Below are 17,930 nucleotides of genomic sequence, written 5' to 3'. Positions count from 1 at the left end.
TATTAGGAAAGAGGCGAGTCCAGCGTTTGTCTGATCAGACGTGCTTCGTCCGAGAGGCGTTGGAACAGGGTGAGAAAATGGTCTTTAGTCAGGTTCTCCAGGCGCTCCTGCGTGCAGACGACGACGCCAGGCTCATCAGTGTTTTCAATGGCCGTAACGATTGGCGGATACGATGGGCCGACCCGGTTTTGACGTAGCAATGACACCAAAATCGAAGTCGAGCATTTATCCGGCAATGCGAGAGCGTGGGATTGCACCGTTACCACGCCTTCGCTGTCCACGCTCAGTGTCAGTTTGATCCCGTCATCGGAAGCAAGCTCATATGCAGGGAAGGCGTCAACCACTTCCGGACGCGACAAGCCAATGTCAACGAGAAGGCCTTGCATCGCCTCACGAAAGCGCGTGACGAGATGATTATCTTGCGATGTGTTCATGATGGAATAACATTATTAAAACTTTCTAAACGGGCGAGCCAACGCTCGGCTTGTCTGCGGATGTGGGGCGGCCCGAGTCCCCGGGACGCCGCGATCATCGCTTCGAGGATCACTTTCCTTGCCGCGTTACGAAAACCCGAGCGAGCTAAGCATTCGCCATAACTTAGGGTTGTCTCGGCATCGGCGGCGTTGTCATTGGCGCGCACCGCGACGTGCAGCGGCAGAATCGCTTCTCTGAAGCGCCCCATTTTGATCAGCGTCATGCCAAGGGATCGTGCAATTTCCGGGTCATCCGGACGCGCACCGAACGCGATGGTCAGCGCATCGTATGCGTGTCGATGGAGACCCTGCACACCATAAATATGGGCAAGCATGAGCAGGCTTTTGACATCTTGGTCCGGCAAATGAGTCTCCGGGGCATTGAACGGATTTTCCATGTCCAATTTTCTCCGGCGTGGGTCAGTCGAAGCGGCCGACGCCGATTTGCTCGAGTTCGGCGCGCAACTTTTCACGGATGCGTGAGACCCTGCTGCGCAATGTGCCCACGGGTATATCCAACTGATCGGCAACGGCGTCGTACGTTTGTCCGCTGATCGAAACCTCGTACAGCGCCGAGCGCATCCGGTCTTCAAGTCGACCAATAAACGCGCTCAGATGATCAATGCGTTGAGATCGGGCGATGATCTTTTCGGGGTCATCATCTGCAGCCAAGGTGTCGGCGACGTCGTCATCGGACACAAACCGCTGGCGTTGAACCGCTTGGGAGCGATAGTGCTTGCGGATCTGATTGGTCAAAATGCCAAAAATCCAGCTTCGCATGCTCGCTTCGCGACGGAAGTTCTCGATGTCTCGGTGAGCGTGAAGTAGCGTAGCTTGAACAATGTCTTCAGATGCCTGTGGGCAGGAAACGCGGCGACGAACGAAATTCAGTAGCGACGAATACTCATGCGCGATGAATGCCGAGAACTCTGAACGTAGCGAATCCTGCGCCTCAGGCTTTTTGGACAATGCTGGCGAACGTATTGCCGAGCTTTTCGTTATTTTTTGCGCAGAGTTCATGAGAAAAATTCCATCGCTGCATTTCGGCCTGCATCATGAGCAGGTCCCCGCTGGTGATGTCGTCGTTACTGGCGAATTCTTCAAGCTTTTCCAATAGGCGATCTTCCGCTCGTTTGGCAGCTGCGCCGACGGTGTCGGCAATTTCCTGAAATGAGAGTCCTGACATATCAAATCCTCAATGGTTAAGGCGCGGGGAAGCCACGCCGTGAAGCAAAGGACACCGTGCGCCTCTGCAAGTACTAGCTCCCCAGGGGGGAAAAGACTGGACCGGCATCTTCGATGGATACCAGTCGTTGCCCGTTGACAACACCGTTGATGAACAATCGTTCGCCGTCTTTGAGCAAGACATAGGGAAGAGGGCCTCGGCTCACGGCAAGTACGGGTACGGGCTTCGGCGCGAGAGCTTTGGGCTGCGCTGTTGAGTGCACGCTTATTGTGGCCACGACATTGATTGCGCTTGCGCGGTTCCTCAGCGATTGAATGAGGCTGAGGCGCTGTTGCGGCGTGAAAGCGCCGGTGATTTCCCAGTTGCCGTCCGCAGTTTCAGCCAAGTTCGCGTGAGAGCGAGGTCCGTCGGTCGCTTGCTTTTCCCATGTGCCGAGCCAGTTGAGGATTTGCTCCTCGGTGGCAAACGGCGTTTTGACTTGGCTCACGCCTTTCACGTTATCGCGAAGATCTTTTGCGGCAGATTCGGCGCTCGATCTTGTCATGGTCAAGCCGCCCAGCGTGGCTACGCCATTTCGATCGAAGACGATCTTGTACTTGTGGCCATTCGACGCGAGGTACTGTTTGGCTCGCGCGGTGAGGTTGTCGATGGCGACGACCTGACTGTCGATGGTCCCATGCTCTCCTGTCAAGACGGCCATTGCGTTTTCCAGCGTGCGCTGATTCGGCGCGTAGCCAACGAGCACCGGTGTCGCCCCGTCGGTGTTGACCTGTACAGAACTGGAAAGCCCGAGTCGACCAAGTGCGCCTCGAATTTCATTCGCTTTCAGAATGACCGTCTGGGAGGGACTTTTCGCGGTCGGGGTTGCGATCGAGTGTTGCGACAACCCGATGAGGATAGCAATGGCCACGCTGCCCCCGCAGAGCGAAATCAGCGATGCGCTGAGCCAGTGCTGCGGACGTTTCTTCGTGCGCGCGACCGCTTCCGTCGGACGAACGGAGGGCATCTCCGTTGCCGTAGGCCAGGCGGTGCCTGATCTTGCGACGGTGAATACCACGTTCCCCAGACTCACCGCTGTGCCGAGCGGCACGAGGGACAATTCCGCTGCTCGCGACAACGTGATAGGGCCAGCTTCGGTATCGAGAATGTCAATTCGAAAGCCCTCCGGCATTGCACAAACGGACAGATGCTTCGGGGCGATTCCGTGGCCGCTAAGGAAGATGTCCGCATCGTTGCCCGACCCAACGACATGGGGCGTGCAGTTGAGCTTCAACGCGGCGCCGCTTTGCGACCCTGTCAGCACTCGAAATTCCACATCTTCGGTTTGGTCAGTCTTGTTTCTAAACATGATTCGTTTCTACTGCAATCGGTGTTTCGGATTAGGCGCTGCAGAGTTCTTCAGATGCTCGCTTGTGCGGAAATGATTTCTTAAAATTTCGAGTGTGATTGTATTGTCCTGGTGCCAAACTTTGGGCGGCGGAGTGGAAAATGAGCCTTGGCTTACGTGTTGATTGGGTTTTTGCTTAGTGGTTATTGGTATTTGGTTTGTTATATTTTTACGTTCGTTTAATGTTGTTGATTATTTTTTAATGTAATTTTTATTATTTTTTAAATGTGAGTGTAGTGATTGGTGGGGCGGTGTCGGTATCGATGTCGTCATTTCGACGACGTCCAATCACGTTGAGTTTGCGTCGGGGCCGTATATGGGTGTATCGAGGTCGATCCCTGCCGGGTTGCGGCCTCCAGCCGGCGTCCACCCGGATGAGTCTGTCTGCCATGGGGTGACGGGGCGTGTGAGTCTCGTGAGCGATCGTCCGAATCTCCTGCTGGAATGGCTGAAGTTGGCCTTTCCGGCGCCATCACGAAGCGCGGCTCATGGCAGCGTTCTTGTCGTTGTCGTCCGCATCGATGCGCCGTACTTCTCCGATCGGGTTGCGATTCTGCTTATGCGGTAACGTTCGCGAGCGCGCGATTCGGGGGATGTGGCTTGCGAGATATGCTGACCCAGCGCACGTCGCGGGATTTGTCCGCGAGGAATCCTCGTTGATTTTGCGCCGAGCTGACGCCCGATGCAGTCGACGTGCTGTTTGGTGAGCAGCCAACGTTTCAAATTCATAAGGTTATGAATTCCGGCCACATTCGCGGCGAATTCCGGCGCTTACGAGGGGAGATACAGGCATGCCAATAGTTTTGTGACAATTTTTTGGAGGGCTATTGAAATTCATGTACCCCTGGCGTCAGAATCACAACATCTTCGCGGGTGTAGTTCAATGGTAGAGCAGAAGCCTTCCAAGCTTATGACGAGGGTTCGATTCCCTTCACCCGCTCCAGTATGGAAGCGTGGCCGAGTGGTTGAAGGCTTCGGTCTTGAAAGCCGGCGAAGGGGTAATCTTTCCGTGAGTTCGAATCTCACCGCTTCCGCCATCAGGGACGTTAGCTCAGACGGATAGAGCGACAGCCTTCTAAGCTGTGGGTCGCTGGTTCGATTCCAGCACGTTCCGCCAAAGGACCTCTAGCTCATGCCTGGTTAGAGCAGCGAACTCATAATTCGTTGATGCCGTATTCGACTCGCGGGAGGCCCACCAAGTCCGACTGGTGAAATCGGTAGATACAAGGGACTTGAACAATTTGAGCTTTCGGGGGGGGGGGGCGCCCAAAGTGAAGTCCGTCAAAGTCGGCGAAAGCCCTGGATGCTCCGGTGTCCGAGCCAAGCCCAAGCAGCACGCAAGGGAAGGTGTAGACAGCAGACGGCGGGCACCTACGGCCAACGTGCTCCAGACCACGAACGCCCTGCGATGTGCAGGACGGCGGCGAAAGTCGAAGTGGGAAGAGAATCCCTTGCCGAAAGGCGTGCCGGCTTGATTCTGGCCTCGGGCATCAATTAGGAAGCCGTGGCGCCTGCCCCCCCCGATCTCCCGCGATGAACGCTTCCAGCATGTGCGGGATTGGCGTCGTCGCATCCACCGCTTCGCCGTAGGTCTGTGCGTGCATAGCCGCGTAGCGATCCAGGTCCGCCTTCCGCGCGGACGGACACGCGAACGTCAGCTTGATGCTCTCGGTCTTGGGCAGCGGGCCTAGCCGCAGGTTGCGTGTCGTGCTCATTGCGACGTCCCCTGGTTGAAGGACATCGGCTGGTACGGCCGCAGCACCAGGTCGCGGTTGACGATGATGCTGATCGGCAAGCCCGGTCGTTCGGTCAACGTCGGCTGGATGTTGAGGTTGCGGTGCGTGAACTCCTGGCCGACTTGATTGGCCGTGTCCTGCGCGCTGTCCGGTAGCGCGATGACGGTATTGCTATTGACGTTTCCCTGATTGGAGGCAGCCAGCTCGGAACCCACGCCCAACATGGTGGACAGTGCTGCACCACCCGCCAGGATGCGTCCCCGATGCCAATCGACGCCATCCTCCGGGCCGGCATAGCCGGCCGGATCGGCACCGACCAGGTTGTCGAGCGTGAGCGAAGACGTCCGGCAGGATGATGCGGTTCCACACGATCTGCACGCGGCTCTGCCCGTAGGCGACCTGGCTTGTTGTATTTGCCGAGGATGCGCGAACCCTGCGGGATGAGAAGATAGCGTCCGGTCGCCGTGTCGTACACCGGCGCTGTCACAGTGCTGATCACATTCCCCGACAGGTCGGACTTGACGCTCGTGACCAGCGCCGCCGCGATCACTGTTCCGGGCACGACCTGATACGGCGAGGCCGGCATTTGCAGGTTGCCGGAATTACGGGTTTCTGTGGTTCCGGCTTTCTGAAGCGCCTCTTTCTGGTCTTGCAGGTTCTGCACGGTGGCCGGGTTGGCTGGCTGTGCCGCTGTCGAAGCCGGCCCAACGGCGTGCGGGTCGAAGCCCGCCAGACCGGATGCCGGCGCGACCGAAGCGGTCTGAGCGGCAAGGGAAGCGCGCAGGCCCGGATCTGGATGCCGGGCCGGAGGCGTCAGCCGAGCGGAGCAAGGGAATGACTGAAGCCCATCAGGGGCGAGACTCGCGCAGCGAGGCTTGATGCGCAGCACGATGGCGCGACCAGCCGTGTTTTGGTCGGGGACGCCTAGCTTTGTAGGCTCGGTCTACTGCGTCGTGCTCCAGGCATCGACAAGCAGGCTTGATTGCGCCAGTGGCTGCTGCTCTCTGGCCGAGCCGGCGCAGCAAGGGCGGGGGTATTCGGGGGACGCCAAGCCGCGCCCGACGGGAGATCGTCCGCAGGGATTTCGAGGCATGCGTAGCGCGCAGCACGGTGGTAGGAGTGAAAGCACGCACATGCAGGCCCATAAGGGCCAGAGCTGCGCCACCGGATGCAGCAAAAAATAGGGGCCAAAGCCCCCTAGATCCGAACCGTCCGAGGCCCCAGCCTGATCGCGGCAACCTAGGCTCGTCTAACAGCGCATCGAAGATACGCTCAAAGACATAGGCCGCGTGCCAGTCGCAAAGCCATCTGAACGCCGTGCTCCGGTGGTGGAACCACTCAATCGGGGCGAATCACTGCTTCTGAAAATGAAATCAAGCATGGCTCAAGCGGCACGCGATTGGGGTCTTATCGACGGCATCGAGGGCGCCGCGGAGCACTTCCTTGCGCCAGCCGCCAGGCGGTCGCGAACGCATCGCACTGTGGGCTGCGCAGACGATTGGTGTATCGGCCCAGTGCTCAGCCGAGTTGCGTGCCCTGCACTCGAACGCGTCGGCGGCGCTGGCTGTCGGTTGCAGCGCTTTCGCCACCAGTGGATGGGACCGCAGTCTCGATTGCGGTCGTAACCGTCCTAGTAGCCCCGCCCGCAGCAGGACGTTCAGCGTTTCGTCACGTGGGCTATTCGACAGGGTCGATGCCGCGCCAAGTCGGTGACGCCGCAGTATGCTCAATCGTCGATCGCATTACTGCTAGGTCGGGCTGCTGTGATCAGATGATTCCGGCCTCCTTTGGGGTAGGCGCAAGATCGTTTAATTGTCTGACAGCGTTTCAGTCAGCATATTGATCAACGCTCTCAGGCCGGATGGTACGTGGCGATTCGCCGAGTAGTAGAGACACAACCCTGGATATGCGGGGCACCACTCTTCCAGAACTCGTTTGAGTCGGCCGTCCTTGAGCGCATTTGTTGCAAGGTGGTCGGGCACGAAGGCGATGCCTATTCCATCGATCGCTGCCTCAACCATAAGCGGTTGGTCAGTCAATGTGAGAGACCCGGAAGCGTTGATCCTCTCGACAACGCCCTGGCGCTCAAACTCCCATCGGTAGATTGCACCACTTTCAAACCGGAAGCGGATGCAACTATGGTCATACAGATCTTGCGGTACCCTTGGATATCCGCGTTGCTCGAAGTACTCGGGCGACGCAATTGCCGCAAAGCGGACCTCTCCCATGACCGGAATGGCCACCATATCTTTGGGTACGGCCTCAGCCAATCGGATACCCGCATCGAAGCCGTCGGCAACAATATCGCTCAGCCTGCCATCACTGAATATATCGACATGGACACGAGGATACTCGTGCAAAAAGCGTGCAAGCACTGGCCATAGTACCAACCGAATAGCGCCCTCACTGGCATTGATTCGCACCGTACCGCTAGGAACAGGGTCATTGGCCTCCAACTCCTGAACGGCCTCTTCGATTGAAGCCATTGCCGGCTTCAGTTTCGCAGCCAGACGTTCTCCCGCTGCGGTCAAGGAGACGCTTCGAGTCGTTCGGTTGAAAAGACGGACGTTCAACCGTTGTTCGAGCACCTTGATCGAATGGCTGATCGCCGACGGCGTCATGTCGAGTTCGTTTGCAGCGCTGCGGAAACTCCGATGGGCCGCGACCGCCAGGAACGCGGCGAAGGCCGCTAGGTCATTGCCCTTGGATTGGTAAATTCCTTTCATCTTAGTATCAATTATTGGGCGGATTGTCGAGACAGTCAATGAATCATAGACTCTAACCAGGGGGCAGCATCGCCGGTTCTACGCTAGTTGGCGTCGCTATGAGCCCCAAGTCTGCAGCCCACAGTGACGGACGTTTGACAAAGAGGAAACGGCGATGAAGATGAAGGCAGTTGTGATGACTGGGGCGAACAAGCCCTGGGAAGTTCATGATGTTCCCGTGCCCAAGGCAGAACCAGGGCTGGTTCTTGTGAAAGTTCATGCCTCCGGCATGTGCTACACGGACGTGTGGGCAACCCAGGGTGCCGGGGGGGACATTTATCCACAGACCCCGGGCCACGAGGTAGTCGGCGAGGTTGTCGAAGTCGGCGCGGGCGTCCACTCCCGCAAGGTTGGAGACCGAGTCGGCACCACCTGGGTGCAGTCTTCGTGCGGTCGATGCCCGTACTGCCGCCAGAACCGACCGTTGACCGGCCAGACGGCCATGAACTGTGTTTCGCCCAGAACGACCGGCTTCGCGTCGCAGGGCGGGCACGCACAGTACATCACGATCTCTGCTGAAGGCACCGTATTGCTGCCCGATGGGCTGGCCTACACGGACGCAGCGCCCATGATGTGCGCGGGCTATACCACCTGGAGCGGCCTGCGTGACGCGGAGCCGAAACCTGGTGACAGCGTCGCGGTGCTGGGTATCGGCGGGTTGGGCCACGTCGCCTTACAGTTCTCCAAGGCGTGCGGATTCGAGACCATCGCGATCACGCATTCGCCGGACAAGCACAAGCTGGCTAAGGATCTTGGTGCCGACATCGTCGTCGCCGACGGCGAGGAACTGCTGAAGGCCGGCGGCGCGGATGTTCTTCTGGTCACGACCAACGACTTCGACACCGCCGAAAAGGCGATGGCGGGGGTAAAGCCCGACGGGCGCATCGTCCTTTGCGGACTCGACTTCAGCAAGCCGTTCTCGATCCCGTCCGACGGCAAGCCGTTTCACATGATGCGCCAACGTGTGGTTGGCTCTACGCATGGCGGACAGCACTACCTTGCCGAGATTCTCGATCTTGCCGCAAAGGGCAAGGTCAAGCCGATCGTCGAAACCTTTTCGCTCGACCAGGCGACCCAGGCATACGACCGCCTGTCCTCCGGAAAGATGCGGTTCCGTGGCGTGTTCCTGCCTCACGGCGGATGAGTTTCACACCCAGGTAGTTCTGGCGACCGGGTGGTCGCCGGAGCCGCCTCGATCGGCGAGTTGGCTTAATAGGAGGCCGTTCTGCCTTGCGAACGCCGGCCTATCCCGTGTCGCGGGAATGATGAGTGTCAGCCTGGAACTCGGCGGCAAGTCACCGCACATCATCCTTCCTGACGCCGATTTTCAGGCAGCGGCGTAAGGCGCGGTAGTGAAGGTCATGCGCGCCCAAAAGGTCTAGCTGGAAGCGCTGATCGGTACTGCTGTCGGAGCCATCCGTGTCGGCGATCCTCTGACTGATGTCTTCATGGGGCCGGCGGCCGTTGAAGCGCGGTGGCATACGGTACAGAGATATATTCAAAAAGTGTCGACGAAGGCGCCACGCTGCCGATCTGCCGGTCAAGCTGGCACACGCTTCAGCCGCCGCGTAGTGCATCGTTCTTGTAGAACCGGCGGGCGTTCTCGTCCTTGACCGATGGCAGGCGCATGCAGGCCGACCAAGGCCGCGTGAATACCTGAGCCAGCTCGCCCCAAACGAATTTCCGAGACGGTACCTCGGAAATTCGCGGTCGGGGATTGGCGGCGAAGAACCGCCGCATATTTTCCAGGTTGTCCGGGCTGAACCCGGGCCCGAAGCGCGCGGTCAGGTCGGTGGACAGCCGGGCGATCAACTGCTCGCCGTAGCCCGCGCGCCGCTTGTCCTGTTGCTCGGCCTCCACGATGCGGTGGCCAATCTCCCAATAGCTGGCCGTCATCAGCGCATTGACGCTGCGCGCCGCCGCCTGGCGCGCGGCATCGAGCAGGTCCACTGGATGCCGGCATAGCCGGCAGGCGGGCAACGTCCTTCGTTGCCTTTGGTGTCCGGGCGTTCATGCTGTGGCCTCCTGGGGCTTCCGCCGCGCCCCGGTGATGGTCTGCCGCCGGTTCGCCACCAGCCCGGCCGCTTGTCGCACCGGATCGTCCTCGGTGTGGGCGTAGCGCATGAACACCGCCACAGTCTTGTGGGCCATCAGCGCCGTGCCGATCTCGATGGGCGCGCCCGAATTGGCAATGTCGGGCGCCGAGCGGTGGCGAATGCCGTGGGCGCCGACCTTCGGCACACTGGCCCGATCGAGGAGGCGCAGCCACGCCTGATAGTAGGTGCGGGTGCTGAGAGGCTTGTTGTGGTCAAGGATCGCCGGGCAGACATAGGGCGAATCTTCGTAGCGGGGGGGGGCACTGGCATCGCTGGCAACCCGCCGGATGGGATTTAGCAAATCAACGTCGCTCGTTCCTGGGCCATGCCCTGTGTGCCAGTAAGCCCATGCCTATTTGTGCGGATTTTCGATTTGCGACGCAACGCCGATCTTGTTGGCGGTACTACAGAGGACGTGAATGTGACATGCGGAGCTACTCCGGTGTCCCCATCCGGTTCAATTCTCTGTAGGCATGCACATGGCAACTCCCATTACAGCAGTTCCTATTCCGCTGCTCCCCGAAAAAGCGGATGCGACTTCCGCGAATAGCAAAGTCGGCGACGCGGTCGGCACGAGTGCTGCGCCGAGCGTGGAGATTCGCAATATGTTGCAGGAGGTCGATAGCGCCGCATTTGAAGCTCTCCGTGAGCCGATGAGTGATGTCGAGCGATTGCAGCTCGGTGAAACTCTTCACTGCGTGCTGGGAAAGATCGACGCCTACGCTGCAAATCGTTTGGGGAATGGGCTTGACCAGCCTGCACACGATGCACTTCGCAATGAGATTGGCGTGCGCTCCAAGTCGCTTCAATCACTCATGTACGAAGTCACGATGAAGATATCGGAGAAACGGGAAAAGCAAATCGGAGACCTTCTGCAGCAGCAGGCCGACAGGCAGGCGCAAATGGCAGATCTTCATGCTTTGCAAGGGGCGTTATCCCAGGCGGTGGCTGGTGGTGTGAAGCCCGATCCCGAGACTGGTTTCGGTACTGTCACGGTTCCGCTCGGTCCCAATTCTCCCATCGGCAAGGACGTGGCTTCGGTTCAGGAAGTCATCGACTACTACAAGGACAAACATCCTGAATTTGGCATGCCTGATGTGCCCATGACGGGGCCGGAAGCCGAGACCACGGTCGATCGAGTTGGATCGATTCTCTCTGTAAGGCTTCAGGGGGTGGTTCAAAACGACATGGTTAAGCTTCAGGACTTATACACCCGGTTCCAGGAGGTGTCTCGTCTCGGAAGTAACTTCATCAAGGTGATCCACGACACTTATCGTTCAACGATTAACTAAATCAGCAGCATTTCTTTTGGAGAAGAGAGTATGACCACGATTAATAGCGCAGTCCCGGTAATCACTTATCAGCCGATCAATCAGCCGGTGAAAACCGACGCCGTTATCCCGGGGAGCCAGTCGGCACCCGGAGGTGCAGAAAGTGTTGAAGAGCTTCTTGGCCAACTTGCTGAAAGCGTGGATGAGGCGATCGAAACACTGAAGCTGGCAGATCAAATCGACGCAGGTGCCGAAGATCTTGGTGTGAGCGGCGAAGCGAATGACACCGGTACAGAAGTTAGCGAGTACGAAGGGAATGGCCAAAGCGGCCATGAGCGCGACGAGGCGGAAGATGAGCATGAAACGCGCGCTGCTGCCGAGGACGAGGGCGGAGACAATGACACCGCCACTTCGGCCCGCCTCGCAATGACAACGGATGCGCTGAAGCCGGCAGTAGAAAACCTGCGTACCGCGACTGAGAAGGGGATCCAGGCTTTGTCGGCAGCAACGGGAAAGCCGGTTCGGGGCACTGCGCTTCCGGAGTATGACATCCAGAACATGGTTGACGCCCTCAAGCGCTCACCGGACTTGTTCCTAATGATGCTCAGTAACGAACTGACTACGCTCATCGACGGCGTATTGGAAGGGTGCCTGCAGCGTCAGCAGGAGCGAAACGCCGTCATGGCGGACTTGAATGCGGTGATGGCGGAGTTGCGCAAGCTGGCTAAGGAGTATCCGGGAGACAAGCAAATTCCTGCAGGCAAGCTCGAGGAGATTCTGATCTCATTGCACCCGAGCTCTCCGTTGCGTACCGACCCCGCACTTCAACAGCAGGTCTTGGCGAGAGTCGAAGCAGCTCAGCAGGACTGGGCGGCCATCGAAGCAGAATGCCTCAATGATCCCACCGTCAAGAGCTGGGAGAAGACCTACGCGCCTTGCCGTGTATACGTTGATTCGGACGGACGCACCCATTTTCAAGCGCTTCCGGGAAGCCCCTATTACCCACAGGGCAAATGGGGCAATGGCGTCGACGACCAATATTGCGGATGGATCGATACGAAGCACAAGTCGGCGGCAGCCAGCGCCTGGACGAAGCATGCTTCGGCAGCAGAAGCCAGCGAGAAAGAGCAGCGGGCGAGCTTGGCAGACGTTCTTGTGGCGTATGGCATCTACGCGAAGGACAAATTGCCCACGTCCGGTGAGCTGGTGGACGTCGCCGTCGAGAACATCACGGCCAAAGTGAACACGATGAGCTCTGAGCAGCAACTTCAGATGCTGACCATTCAGAAGTTCATGAATGGCCGAAATGAAGCGTTCAGCATGTCGTCGAACGTGAACAAGTCGTCCGCAGATAACCGCGGCACCATCGTCGGGAACCTGCGAGGCTAACGCCGCCTGAACGAGCCCGACATTGTCCGGGCTCGTGCTGCCTTTGCCAAGGAAATTGGAAATGACGACTTCATCAAACGGCGATGTGAAGGCCGGAGAGATTGAGGATCTTCTTGCCTCTATCAAATCTTCGCTAAATCGGAGGAAAGGGAATCGCGCACGGCAGAGCGAAAGTGTGGCCTCGCCCAATCATGCCAACAGTGATCACGAACAAATGCCGACATCTTCGATGCCGGTTCGCGAGGACTGGCGTGCTCTGAGGCGCTACATGCTGCTCGTGTGACGTACGGCGCTCTGCATTTACGACTCGCTATCGAAGCGTCGACCGGTGGCAAATGGCATAAAAATTGGAGATAGCATGAATTCTGTAGTATCCGCGTCCGTTCTGGTCCCGGCGGTCCCGACGGTTACGCCAAATGAGAGTGCGAAAGACGTTCGGACTCAAGTTCCGGGTAGTGAAGGATGGTCGAGTGCAAATCGACGGGTTATGGCCGTACTGGCCGAACTGGTCGAGCATGGCAATGATGTGATTGCGAACAATAGCCAGGAGATGGACGAGCATCTCGACGCGTCGGAAGCCGAAGGTTCGATTGATGATTCTGCGCCTGTCGACCAGGACGAGGTTGTGGAGATCGAGGGTGACCGTGAGAACAGCGGCAACGGTGGACGCGATGACGGTACCACCTCGGACGAGGCACCGCAGGAGCTCGAAGTTCCTGAAGAGCCCGCTGACGAGAACGAGCCGACGCACGTGCATAAACCGTCAGGGGGTCCCTCGCATGCCCGGCCGCAGACGCCTGGAGCACCCGCAGTAGGTGCGGTTTCTCTTGAGACGCTGGAGCAACTCGTTGCGAAGGCAGAAGCCGCTCTGGACAGCGCTAATGGCTGGGACGAGCAAGTCGGCCCTGTCCGGTCGGCCAATGTGAGCGCCTATGGCGACGCAATGTCGCTAATGCAGTTGGCTGCTGCGCTATTGCATGCCATAGAAGCAGTGGAATCTCCGGAGCGTCGGGAGGCGACTTCACTCGAAGCGATGCACGACGCGAAACAGTCGGACCCGCTGACCTTGACGGTGCGCAATAGCTTTCAGTCAGCGTTACCGTTGCTCCTGAGTGTCATGGAGTCGGACGACACAATCTCGTCGTCGAAGTTGGCACAGCGAGCTTATCTGGACGGATTGGCAGAACAGGCCGGTGGCCGCCATATTGACGCGACGCAACGTTTTCTCTTGTCTTTGACGCACGCACCCGCTGCTGAGACTCACGAAGCCCTGGCCAATAGCCTGGTTCGGTTGGGCAAGCATGAACACGCCGTTCTGCATTTCGCGTCGGCAGGAATCGAGCAGCCCGACAATCCGCAAATGATGCTCAACGCTATTGAGTCTCTGGTGGCAATGGGATACAGCGGGGAGGCGCTCGAAGGACTCGATATGGTCGACAGTCTGCTGCTGCGCACGGCCCAGGCGGACGACTTGAATCGCCGTGCAGAGGCACTGCGCGCGACCGCACTGGATATGCCGGTGGCGTATATGCCTGTCGATCCTGGGGCAGCACCGAAGGCGTCGGCCTTGCTTGACGCGATATTGGCGAGAGCCGGTGGCGGATTCGACTTCGACACCGCAATGTTGGCGGTTTCGCGTGCGAAGCAAGAAACCAGTCTGGCGCAGTTGTCGGCACAACGCACGAACATCGAGGTGTTGAGTGCGATGCGAGATGAACAGATCGGCGACAAAATTCAGGCGATGCTCGATGCAATCGACCAGCGTGCCGAGCGCAAGGCCGCCGAGAGTCGTTCGTGGTGGACAAACTTGCTCAGCAAGGTCATCGGCCCGCTCGTGGCGGCGATCGGGATTGCGGCGTTGCCATTCACTGGCGGGTTGTCGAGTGCGCTGGTAGTTCTTGGGGTGGCGTACACGATCGCGGATACGGCATTGACGATTGCATCGGAGTTCACCCCTGAGCCAATTACGATCGCGGCAGGCCTGGGCAAATTGACCGCAGTCATTGTCGACGCGGTCGTGACGGAAATCGCGCGCGTGAAGCTTCGGCAAGCCGGGTATTACGGCGAAGTCACTCAGGAAGCCATTAACGATCTCCTTTCGCCGGAAGACCGGGAGTTCATTTCGGAGACTATTGGCATGGTTGCGGCAATGGTCATCGGCATTGTTGTGTCTGTTGCGACTGCCGGGGCGGGGGCAAGCGCATTGTTAGGTGCTGCGAATAAGGCGATAGGCTATGGCGAAAAACTAGTGCGGATCGCCAGCTACGTCGGCCAGGGATTGTCAGTCGCGTCAGTGGGTGTATCGGTTACCGGCGGTGTCTTTGGCGTGGTCCAGGCCTACTCGGGACGCGAGTTGGCGGAAGCGGTGGCACGAGTTGCCGAGCTGGAGGCCGGGCAAGTGCAGATGATGATGAAGTTTGAGGAGCAATCCGATGAGCTTCGTCGCTTGATGGAGAAGATGCGACTGGAAGCATCGATTCTCACGCAGATGCTCTGGTCCGCGGCGGAAAGCCGCCAGTCGACAGTCAATGCGGTGACTCGGGCGGGCTGGATCCGCGCGCAGGCATGACGTGTAAAGCAGGAGGTTTTGGAAATGACGACTTTAGCAATGAGTAATGTCCCGCTGGTCAATCCTGGTCTCGGGACAACGGGAAGCGAAAGCAATCCGGCAGGGGTGAAAACCGCTACCACGGCCGGCGGATTGCCCTGTCCGGAAGAGGTGACACTCAAGGGCGTGTTGACGGCGCCCAGCTCCCGAGTGGGCGGTGCGGACATCGAATCGGAGCTCGGGCTGGGGGCGCTAACAAGCCCATCGGCGGAGCATCTGGCCGGCTCGTTGAGTGCATGTTTTGCCGCTCGGCAGCCTGCGCTCAGTGAGTCGCTCATGGGGGCGTGGAAAGACTCTCTCACAGAGGCAATTGCACTTTCTGAAGCGGTGGAGCAATCGGATGTCGTCCCTCTTGAGCAGCAACGCCGTCTTGTGGGAACGATGTATCAAATGCAGGGGGGCGGTGCCGACACCGCCTCGCGGCTGAATTTCCAGAAGAATATTGACAATATCTGCGAAATTTCGGCGGCAATGTTCGAAATTTCGGAGTGCACCGACGTGCCGCAGTCGGACTCGACGTGGCGCGATCGCGCAGAAGAAATAGCCGAGCGCCTGGAAACATTGGTGAACGCGGCTTCTGACACGCCTGATCCAGATTACGTCCAATCGCTTAAAGCGGCCTTGGGAACGCAGGCTGCTGTACTTTCGCGAGTTGTGCCTGACGAGACTGTCTTCACGGGCAATGAATCAGCGCGAGTTGTGGATATGTTGAGCGCGCTGGAGTCGAGCGTTTCACGATGGCCTGCCCCGCTGGTGGACCAGGAGATCGTCGTTGCGTTGTTGCGAAATAAGAGCGCTGCATCAGCGCTTGCGATGGGCGCGAACATGGATCGCGATGGCGCTTTCTTGAGCGATGTTCTCAGCAACGAAGTGGCGCTGAGCTGCCTGGCGGCAAAGTCGCTCGATTCGAACCGCCCCCTTAGCGAGAGCGAGCATCTTGCCGCGTTGAATACCATTTCGCGCGGACAGGCGCTGCTGTCGACCGCGTTGATCTTGCAAGACATGAGCGTCTCGATTGTCGACGGAGAGGTTCAAGTCGGAGCGAAGACCGGGATCTCGTTGCCGGCCTACATGCTGGCGACGTTTCAACGGCTCGACGATACGGGCATTGAAAACCTTAAGCAGTTCATGATCGCGCTGACGAGCACGCGAGAAAATTGGCGAATGTTGCGCTTGTCTGCAATGCACTCCCACAAGGTGGCATCAACGATCTCGGTTGCAAATTTGCGACGGGAGGCGAGTTACGCGTTCCGGAAGGAATTGGCCAACGCCGTAGGCATGATCGTTGGGGGTATCGCGGGGTTTGTTCCCATGGGATGGCGCGCGGCTCAGGCAATGAAAGGGGGGGCCTTGCAGGGCGTCAAATCCGGGCTTGGGAACATGTTCAACAAGCTGGCGTCGAGTCTTCGCTCAGCGAAGGCAAAGCAGCCCGAAGCAGGCGCCGGCTCAGTTGGGGCAGCCCAGACGGCAATCAAGTCGGTACTCGGGGCGGCCAAAAAAACGAAGGATGCAGCGACACAGACTGAGTCGGGAACATCCGAACCGAACGCTGCGCAAGCTGGTCAGACAGCGGTTAAGACGATCGCCGACTCAAGCCGACCTAAGACCGACACCAGTGCAATTCCTGGAGATCAGGCCGATGTGGGGACACAGGCAACACTTGATGCGGCTCAGGATGCGGTCGGCGGGCGCACGACATATAAAGTATACGAAGGCGACAACGGTAACACTCACATCGAAGTGATGATGGAGATTCCCATTGACGTAAATCAACCGTTCGCGGTTGGTTCTCCGCCACCCCCACCCCCACCCCCAGAGCCCGTGGGGCTCAATTTAGGCCCCACCTTGGCAGAACGCAGAAGCCCCGACTTTAAGGCTGACATCGCCAAAGGTCATTGGAAATGGGATGGCGTTTCCCCTCCTCCCCTTGCAACTCAACTGACGTCTCGGATGAAAGCGATGGGTATCCCCCTTCCCATTTCGCCCGCCGCGAACGGTGTCGGCTCAGGCGGGGAGGTTACCGACAAAATTATTGACCGCAATGGCAAAGGGCGTCCGGATAGTCAAAAAGCGGCGGCACCGAATAATACGTGGAGATCGACCCAGTTTATGTTCGATGTCGCCAATGCGATTGGCCGTCTGATTCAGGGAAGCATCGGTATCTATGAGGCATTCATGGGGCGGGAGCAACGCGAATCCCATGCGGACTTCACACTGCAACAGTCACTGGCACAACAAGCGCAAATGACGCAGGAGCGCATGCGGGAACAGCAATCGAACGACGGCGACACGTTCACGCGGGTGTTGAGCATGGTGGATCAAATGCAAGGTAATGCGTCCAGAACCACTCAGCAGGTTTGGGCGAAATGAACCGTTTCTAGCAATAGTACAACGTAACTGCCGCCCAGGTCGTTTGGACGGCAGCGCGTTGGGAGGAATGGCGGGGCGAGCGCAATAACGCCCCCCACTTTTTAGTTAACGATATTTTAGGATTTGGTTTTATATGGGTATGGCTGAAATAGCTGTGTCAACGCAGCCAATTTACTGTTCGGTAAATGCATATGGAAATTTTTCTAAATTTAAGGATGTTATCGAGAACAATGAGCGGAAACTAATTTTTACCGCTTGCACAGATAAAAGTGGGCGGTCGCTCACTCTTTCGGGTCTTTCCAAATCCATTTGCCTTGTGAATGAGAGTCACAAAGTCATAGAGTTGCCTACGGCATCTGGGGATAGCCGTGTAAGCAGGCACTCTTGGACTCTGGAGTTTCGAGAGGGGAGTCAGCGGGGTGGCGGACGCATGGATGCGAATCCGACGAAGATCAACACGGCTTCGTCTACTGATGTTCCTGGTGAGCAGAAGGCACCTGCCGCGGAATTGCGCGGGGGTGGCATAGCTGGGCATCTGCAGGATAAAGGAAGCAAAGTTGTGGATCAGCCGGAGATCAACACGGCTTCGTCTACTGATGTTCCTGGTGAGCAGAAGGCACCTGCCGCGGAATTGCGCGGGGGTGGCATA

General features: G+C 58.2%; 14 protein-coding genes, 4 tRNA genes and 3 pseudogenes. 11 read left to right on the top strand and 10 right to left on the bottom strand.

Going from position 1 to position 17,930, the window contains the following annotated elements; all coding sequences use genetic code 11:
- Positions 1 to 2: 2 nt before the first annotated feature.
- The 5 genes from PCO31010_RS15370 to PCO31010_RS15350 form a co-directional block, all read right to left on the bottom strand.
- On the bottom strand, positions 3 to 434 hold the full coding sequence (locus tag PCO31010_RS15370; RefSeq protein ID WP_150665026.1) for a type III secretion system chaperone family protein: 432 nt from the start codon (positions 432 to 434) through the stop codon (positions 3 to 5).
- Positions 431 to 871, bottom strand: a complete 441-nt coding sequence (locus tag PCO31010_RS15365; protein ID WP_150665025.1) for a tetratricopeptide repeat protein — start codon at positions 869 to 871, stop codon at positions 431 to 433. The genes PCO31010_RS15370 and PCO31010_RS15365 overlap by 4 nt, the downstream gene beginning before the upstream one ends.
- 22 nt (positions 872 to 893) lie before the next feature.
- On the bottom strand, positions 894 to 1,493 hold the full coding sequence (locus tag PCO31010_RS15360) for an RNA polymerase sigma factor (RefSeq protein WP_150665024.1): 600 nt from the start codon (positions 1,491 to 1,493) through the stop codon (positions 894 to 896).
- Positions 1,426 to 1,659: a hypothetical protein gene (locus tag PCO31010_RS15355; protein WP_150665023.1), complete on the bottom strand. Its 234-nt coding sequence runs from the start codon at positions 1,657 to 1,659 to the stop codon at positions 1,426 to 1,428. The genes PCO31010_RS15360 and PCO31010_RS15355 overlap by 68 nt, the downstream gene beginning before the upstream one ends.
- Before the next feature lie 73 nt (positions 1,660 to 1,732).
- Positions 1,733 to 3,007 carry an FHA domain-containing protein gene (locus PCO31010_RS15350; protein ID WP_150665022.1) on the bottom strand — a complete coding sequence of 425 codons (1,275 nt, stop codon included), beginning with the start codon at positions 3,005 to 3,007 and terminating at the stop codon, positions 1,733 to 1,735.
- Between the two features lie 908 nt (positions 3,008 to 3,915).
- On the opposite strand from PCO31010_RS15350, the gene PCO31010_RS15345 reads away from it, so the two are divergent.
- From PCO31010_RS15345 to PCO31010_RS15330, 4 genes are all read left to right on the top strand, one after another.
- Positions 3,916 to 3,989, top strand: a tRNA-Gly gene (locus PCO31010_RS15345).
- Between the two features lie 4 nt (positions 3,990 to 3,993).
- Positions 3,994 to 4,083, top strand: a tRNA-Ser gene (locus PCO31010_RS15340).
- A gap of 3 nt (positions 4,084 to 4,086) precedes the next feature.
- Positions 4,087 to 4,163, top strand: a tRNA-Arg gene (locus tag PCO31010_RS15335).
- A 2-nt stretch (positions 4,164 to 4,165) separates the two neighbouring features.
- Positions 4,166 to 4,244: transfer RNA gene (locus PCO31010_RS15330), tRNA-Ile, on the top strand.
- 292 nt (positions 4,245 to 4,536) lie between these two features.
- On the opposite strand, the gene PCO31010_RS15325 is transcribed toward PCO31010_RS15330, so the two are convergent.
- The 3 genes and pseudogenes from PCO31010_RS15325 to PCO31010_RS15315 all read right to left on the bottom strand — a co-directional run bounded on the left by PCO31010_RS15325 (position 4,537) and on the right by PCO31010_RS15315 (position 7,508).
- Positions 4,537 to 4,761, bottom strand: coding sequence for a DUF2274 domain-containing protein (locus PCO31010_RS15325; RefSeq protein ID WP_150665021.1), 225 nt, complete (start codon positions 4,759 to 4,761; stop codon positions 4,537 to 4,539).
- Positions 4,758 to 5,548 (bottom strand): annotated as a pseudogene (locus tag PCO31010_RS15320) (TraB/TrbI/VirB10 family type IV secretion system protein); the annotation flags it as partial. The gene PCO31010_RS15325 and the pseudogene PCO31010_RS15320, both read right to left, overlap by 4 nt.
- A 1,042-nt stretch (positions 5,549 to 6,590) precedes the next feature.
- Positions 6,591 to 7,508, bottom strand: coding sequence for a LysR family transcriptional regulator (locus PCO31010_RS15315; protein WP_150665020.1), 918 nt, complete (start codon positions 7,506 to 7,508; stop codon positions 6,591 to 6,593).
- 154 nt (positions 7,509 to 7,662) lie between these two features.
- Between PCO31010_RS15315 and PCO31010_RS15310 the strand changes: the two genes are divergently transcribed.
- The gene (locus PCO31010_RS15310) at positions 7,663 to 8,691 is read left to right on the top strand and encodes an alcohol dehydrogenase catalytic domain-containing protein (protein ID WP_217426167.1); all 1,029 of its coding nucleotides are present in this window, start codon (positions 7,663 to 7,665) and stop codon (positions 8,689 to 8,691) included.
- Between the two features lie 416 nt (positions 8,692 to 9,107).
- Here PCO31010_RS15310 and PCO31010_RS15300 read toward each other — a convergent pair.
- Together PCO31010_RS15300 and PCO31010_RS15295 are read right to left on the bottom strand one after the other, a co-directional pair.
- Positions 9,108 to 9,502, bottom strand: a pseudogene (locus tag PCO31010_RS15300) (DUF1016 N-terminal domain-containing protein); the annotation flags it as partial.
- A 55-nt stretch (positions 9,503 to 9,557) separates the two neighbouring features.
- A pseudogene (locus PCO31010_RS15295) lies at positions 9,558 to 9,908 on the bottom strand (tyrosine-type recombinase/integrase); the annotation flags it as partial.
- Positions 9,909 to 10,122: 214 nt separating this feature from the next.
- Here PCO31010_RS15295 and PCO31010_RS15290 point away from each other — a divergent pair.
- The 6 genes from PCO31010_RS15290 to PCO31010_RS26780 form a co-directional block, all read left to right on the top strand.
- On the top strand, positions 10,123 to 10,935 hold the full coding sequence (locus tag PCO31010_RS15290; protein WP_150665018.1) for a hypothetical protein: 813 nt from the start codon (positions 10,123 to 10,125) through the stop codon (positions 10,933 to 10,935).
- Positions 10,936 to 10,965: 30 nt separating this feature from the next.
- The gene (locus PCO31010_RS15285; RefSeq protein WP_150665017.1) at positions 10,966 to 12,303 is read left to right on the top strand and encodes a hypothetical protein; all 1,338 of its coding nucleotides are present in this window, start codon (positions 10,966 to 10,968) and stop codon (positions 12,301 to 12,303) included.
- A gap of 61 nt (positions 12,304 to 12,364) precedes the next feature.
- Positions 12,365 to 12,586, top strand: coding sequence for a hypothetical protein (locus tag PCO31010_RS15280; RefSeq protein ID WP_150665016.1), 222 nt, complete (start codon positions 12,365 to 12,367; stop codon positions 12,584 to 12,586).
- A gap of 204 nt (positions 12,587 to 12,790) precedes the next feature.
- Positions 12,791 to 14,872, top strand: a complete 2,082-nt coding sequence (locus PCO31010_RS15275; protein ID WP_150665015.1) for a hypothetical protein — start codon at positions 12,791 to 12,793, stop codon at positions 14,870 to 14,872.
- Between the two features lie 24 nt (positions 14,873 to 14,896).
- On the top strand, positions 14,897 to 17,281 hold the full coding sequence (locus tag PCO31010_RS15270; protein WP_150665014.1) for a hypothetical protein: 2,385 nt from the start codon (positions 14,897 to 14,899) through the stop codon (positions 17,279 to 17,281).
- Between the two features lie 430 nt (positions 17,282 to 17,711).
- A partial coding sequence (locus PCO31010_RS26780) for a hypothetical protein (RefSeq protein ID WP_217426166.1) occupies positions 17,712 to 17,930 on the top strand: 219 nt, incomplete at its 3' end.

Origin of the sequence: Pandoraea commovens (assembly GCF_902459615.1) — a bacterium.
Lineage (GTDB): Bacteria > Pseudomonadota > Gammaproteobacteria > Burkholderiales > Burkholderiaceae > Pandoraea > Pandoraea commovens.
Note: the sequence above shows the minus strand (reverse complement) of the source record. Positions and strands in the feature narration are given on the sequence as shown.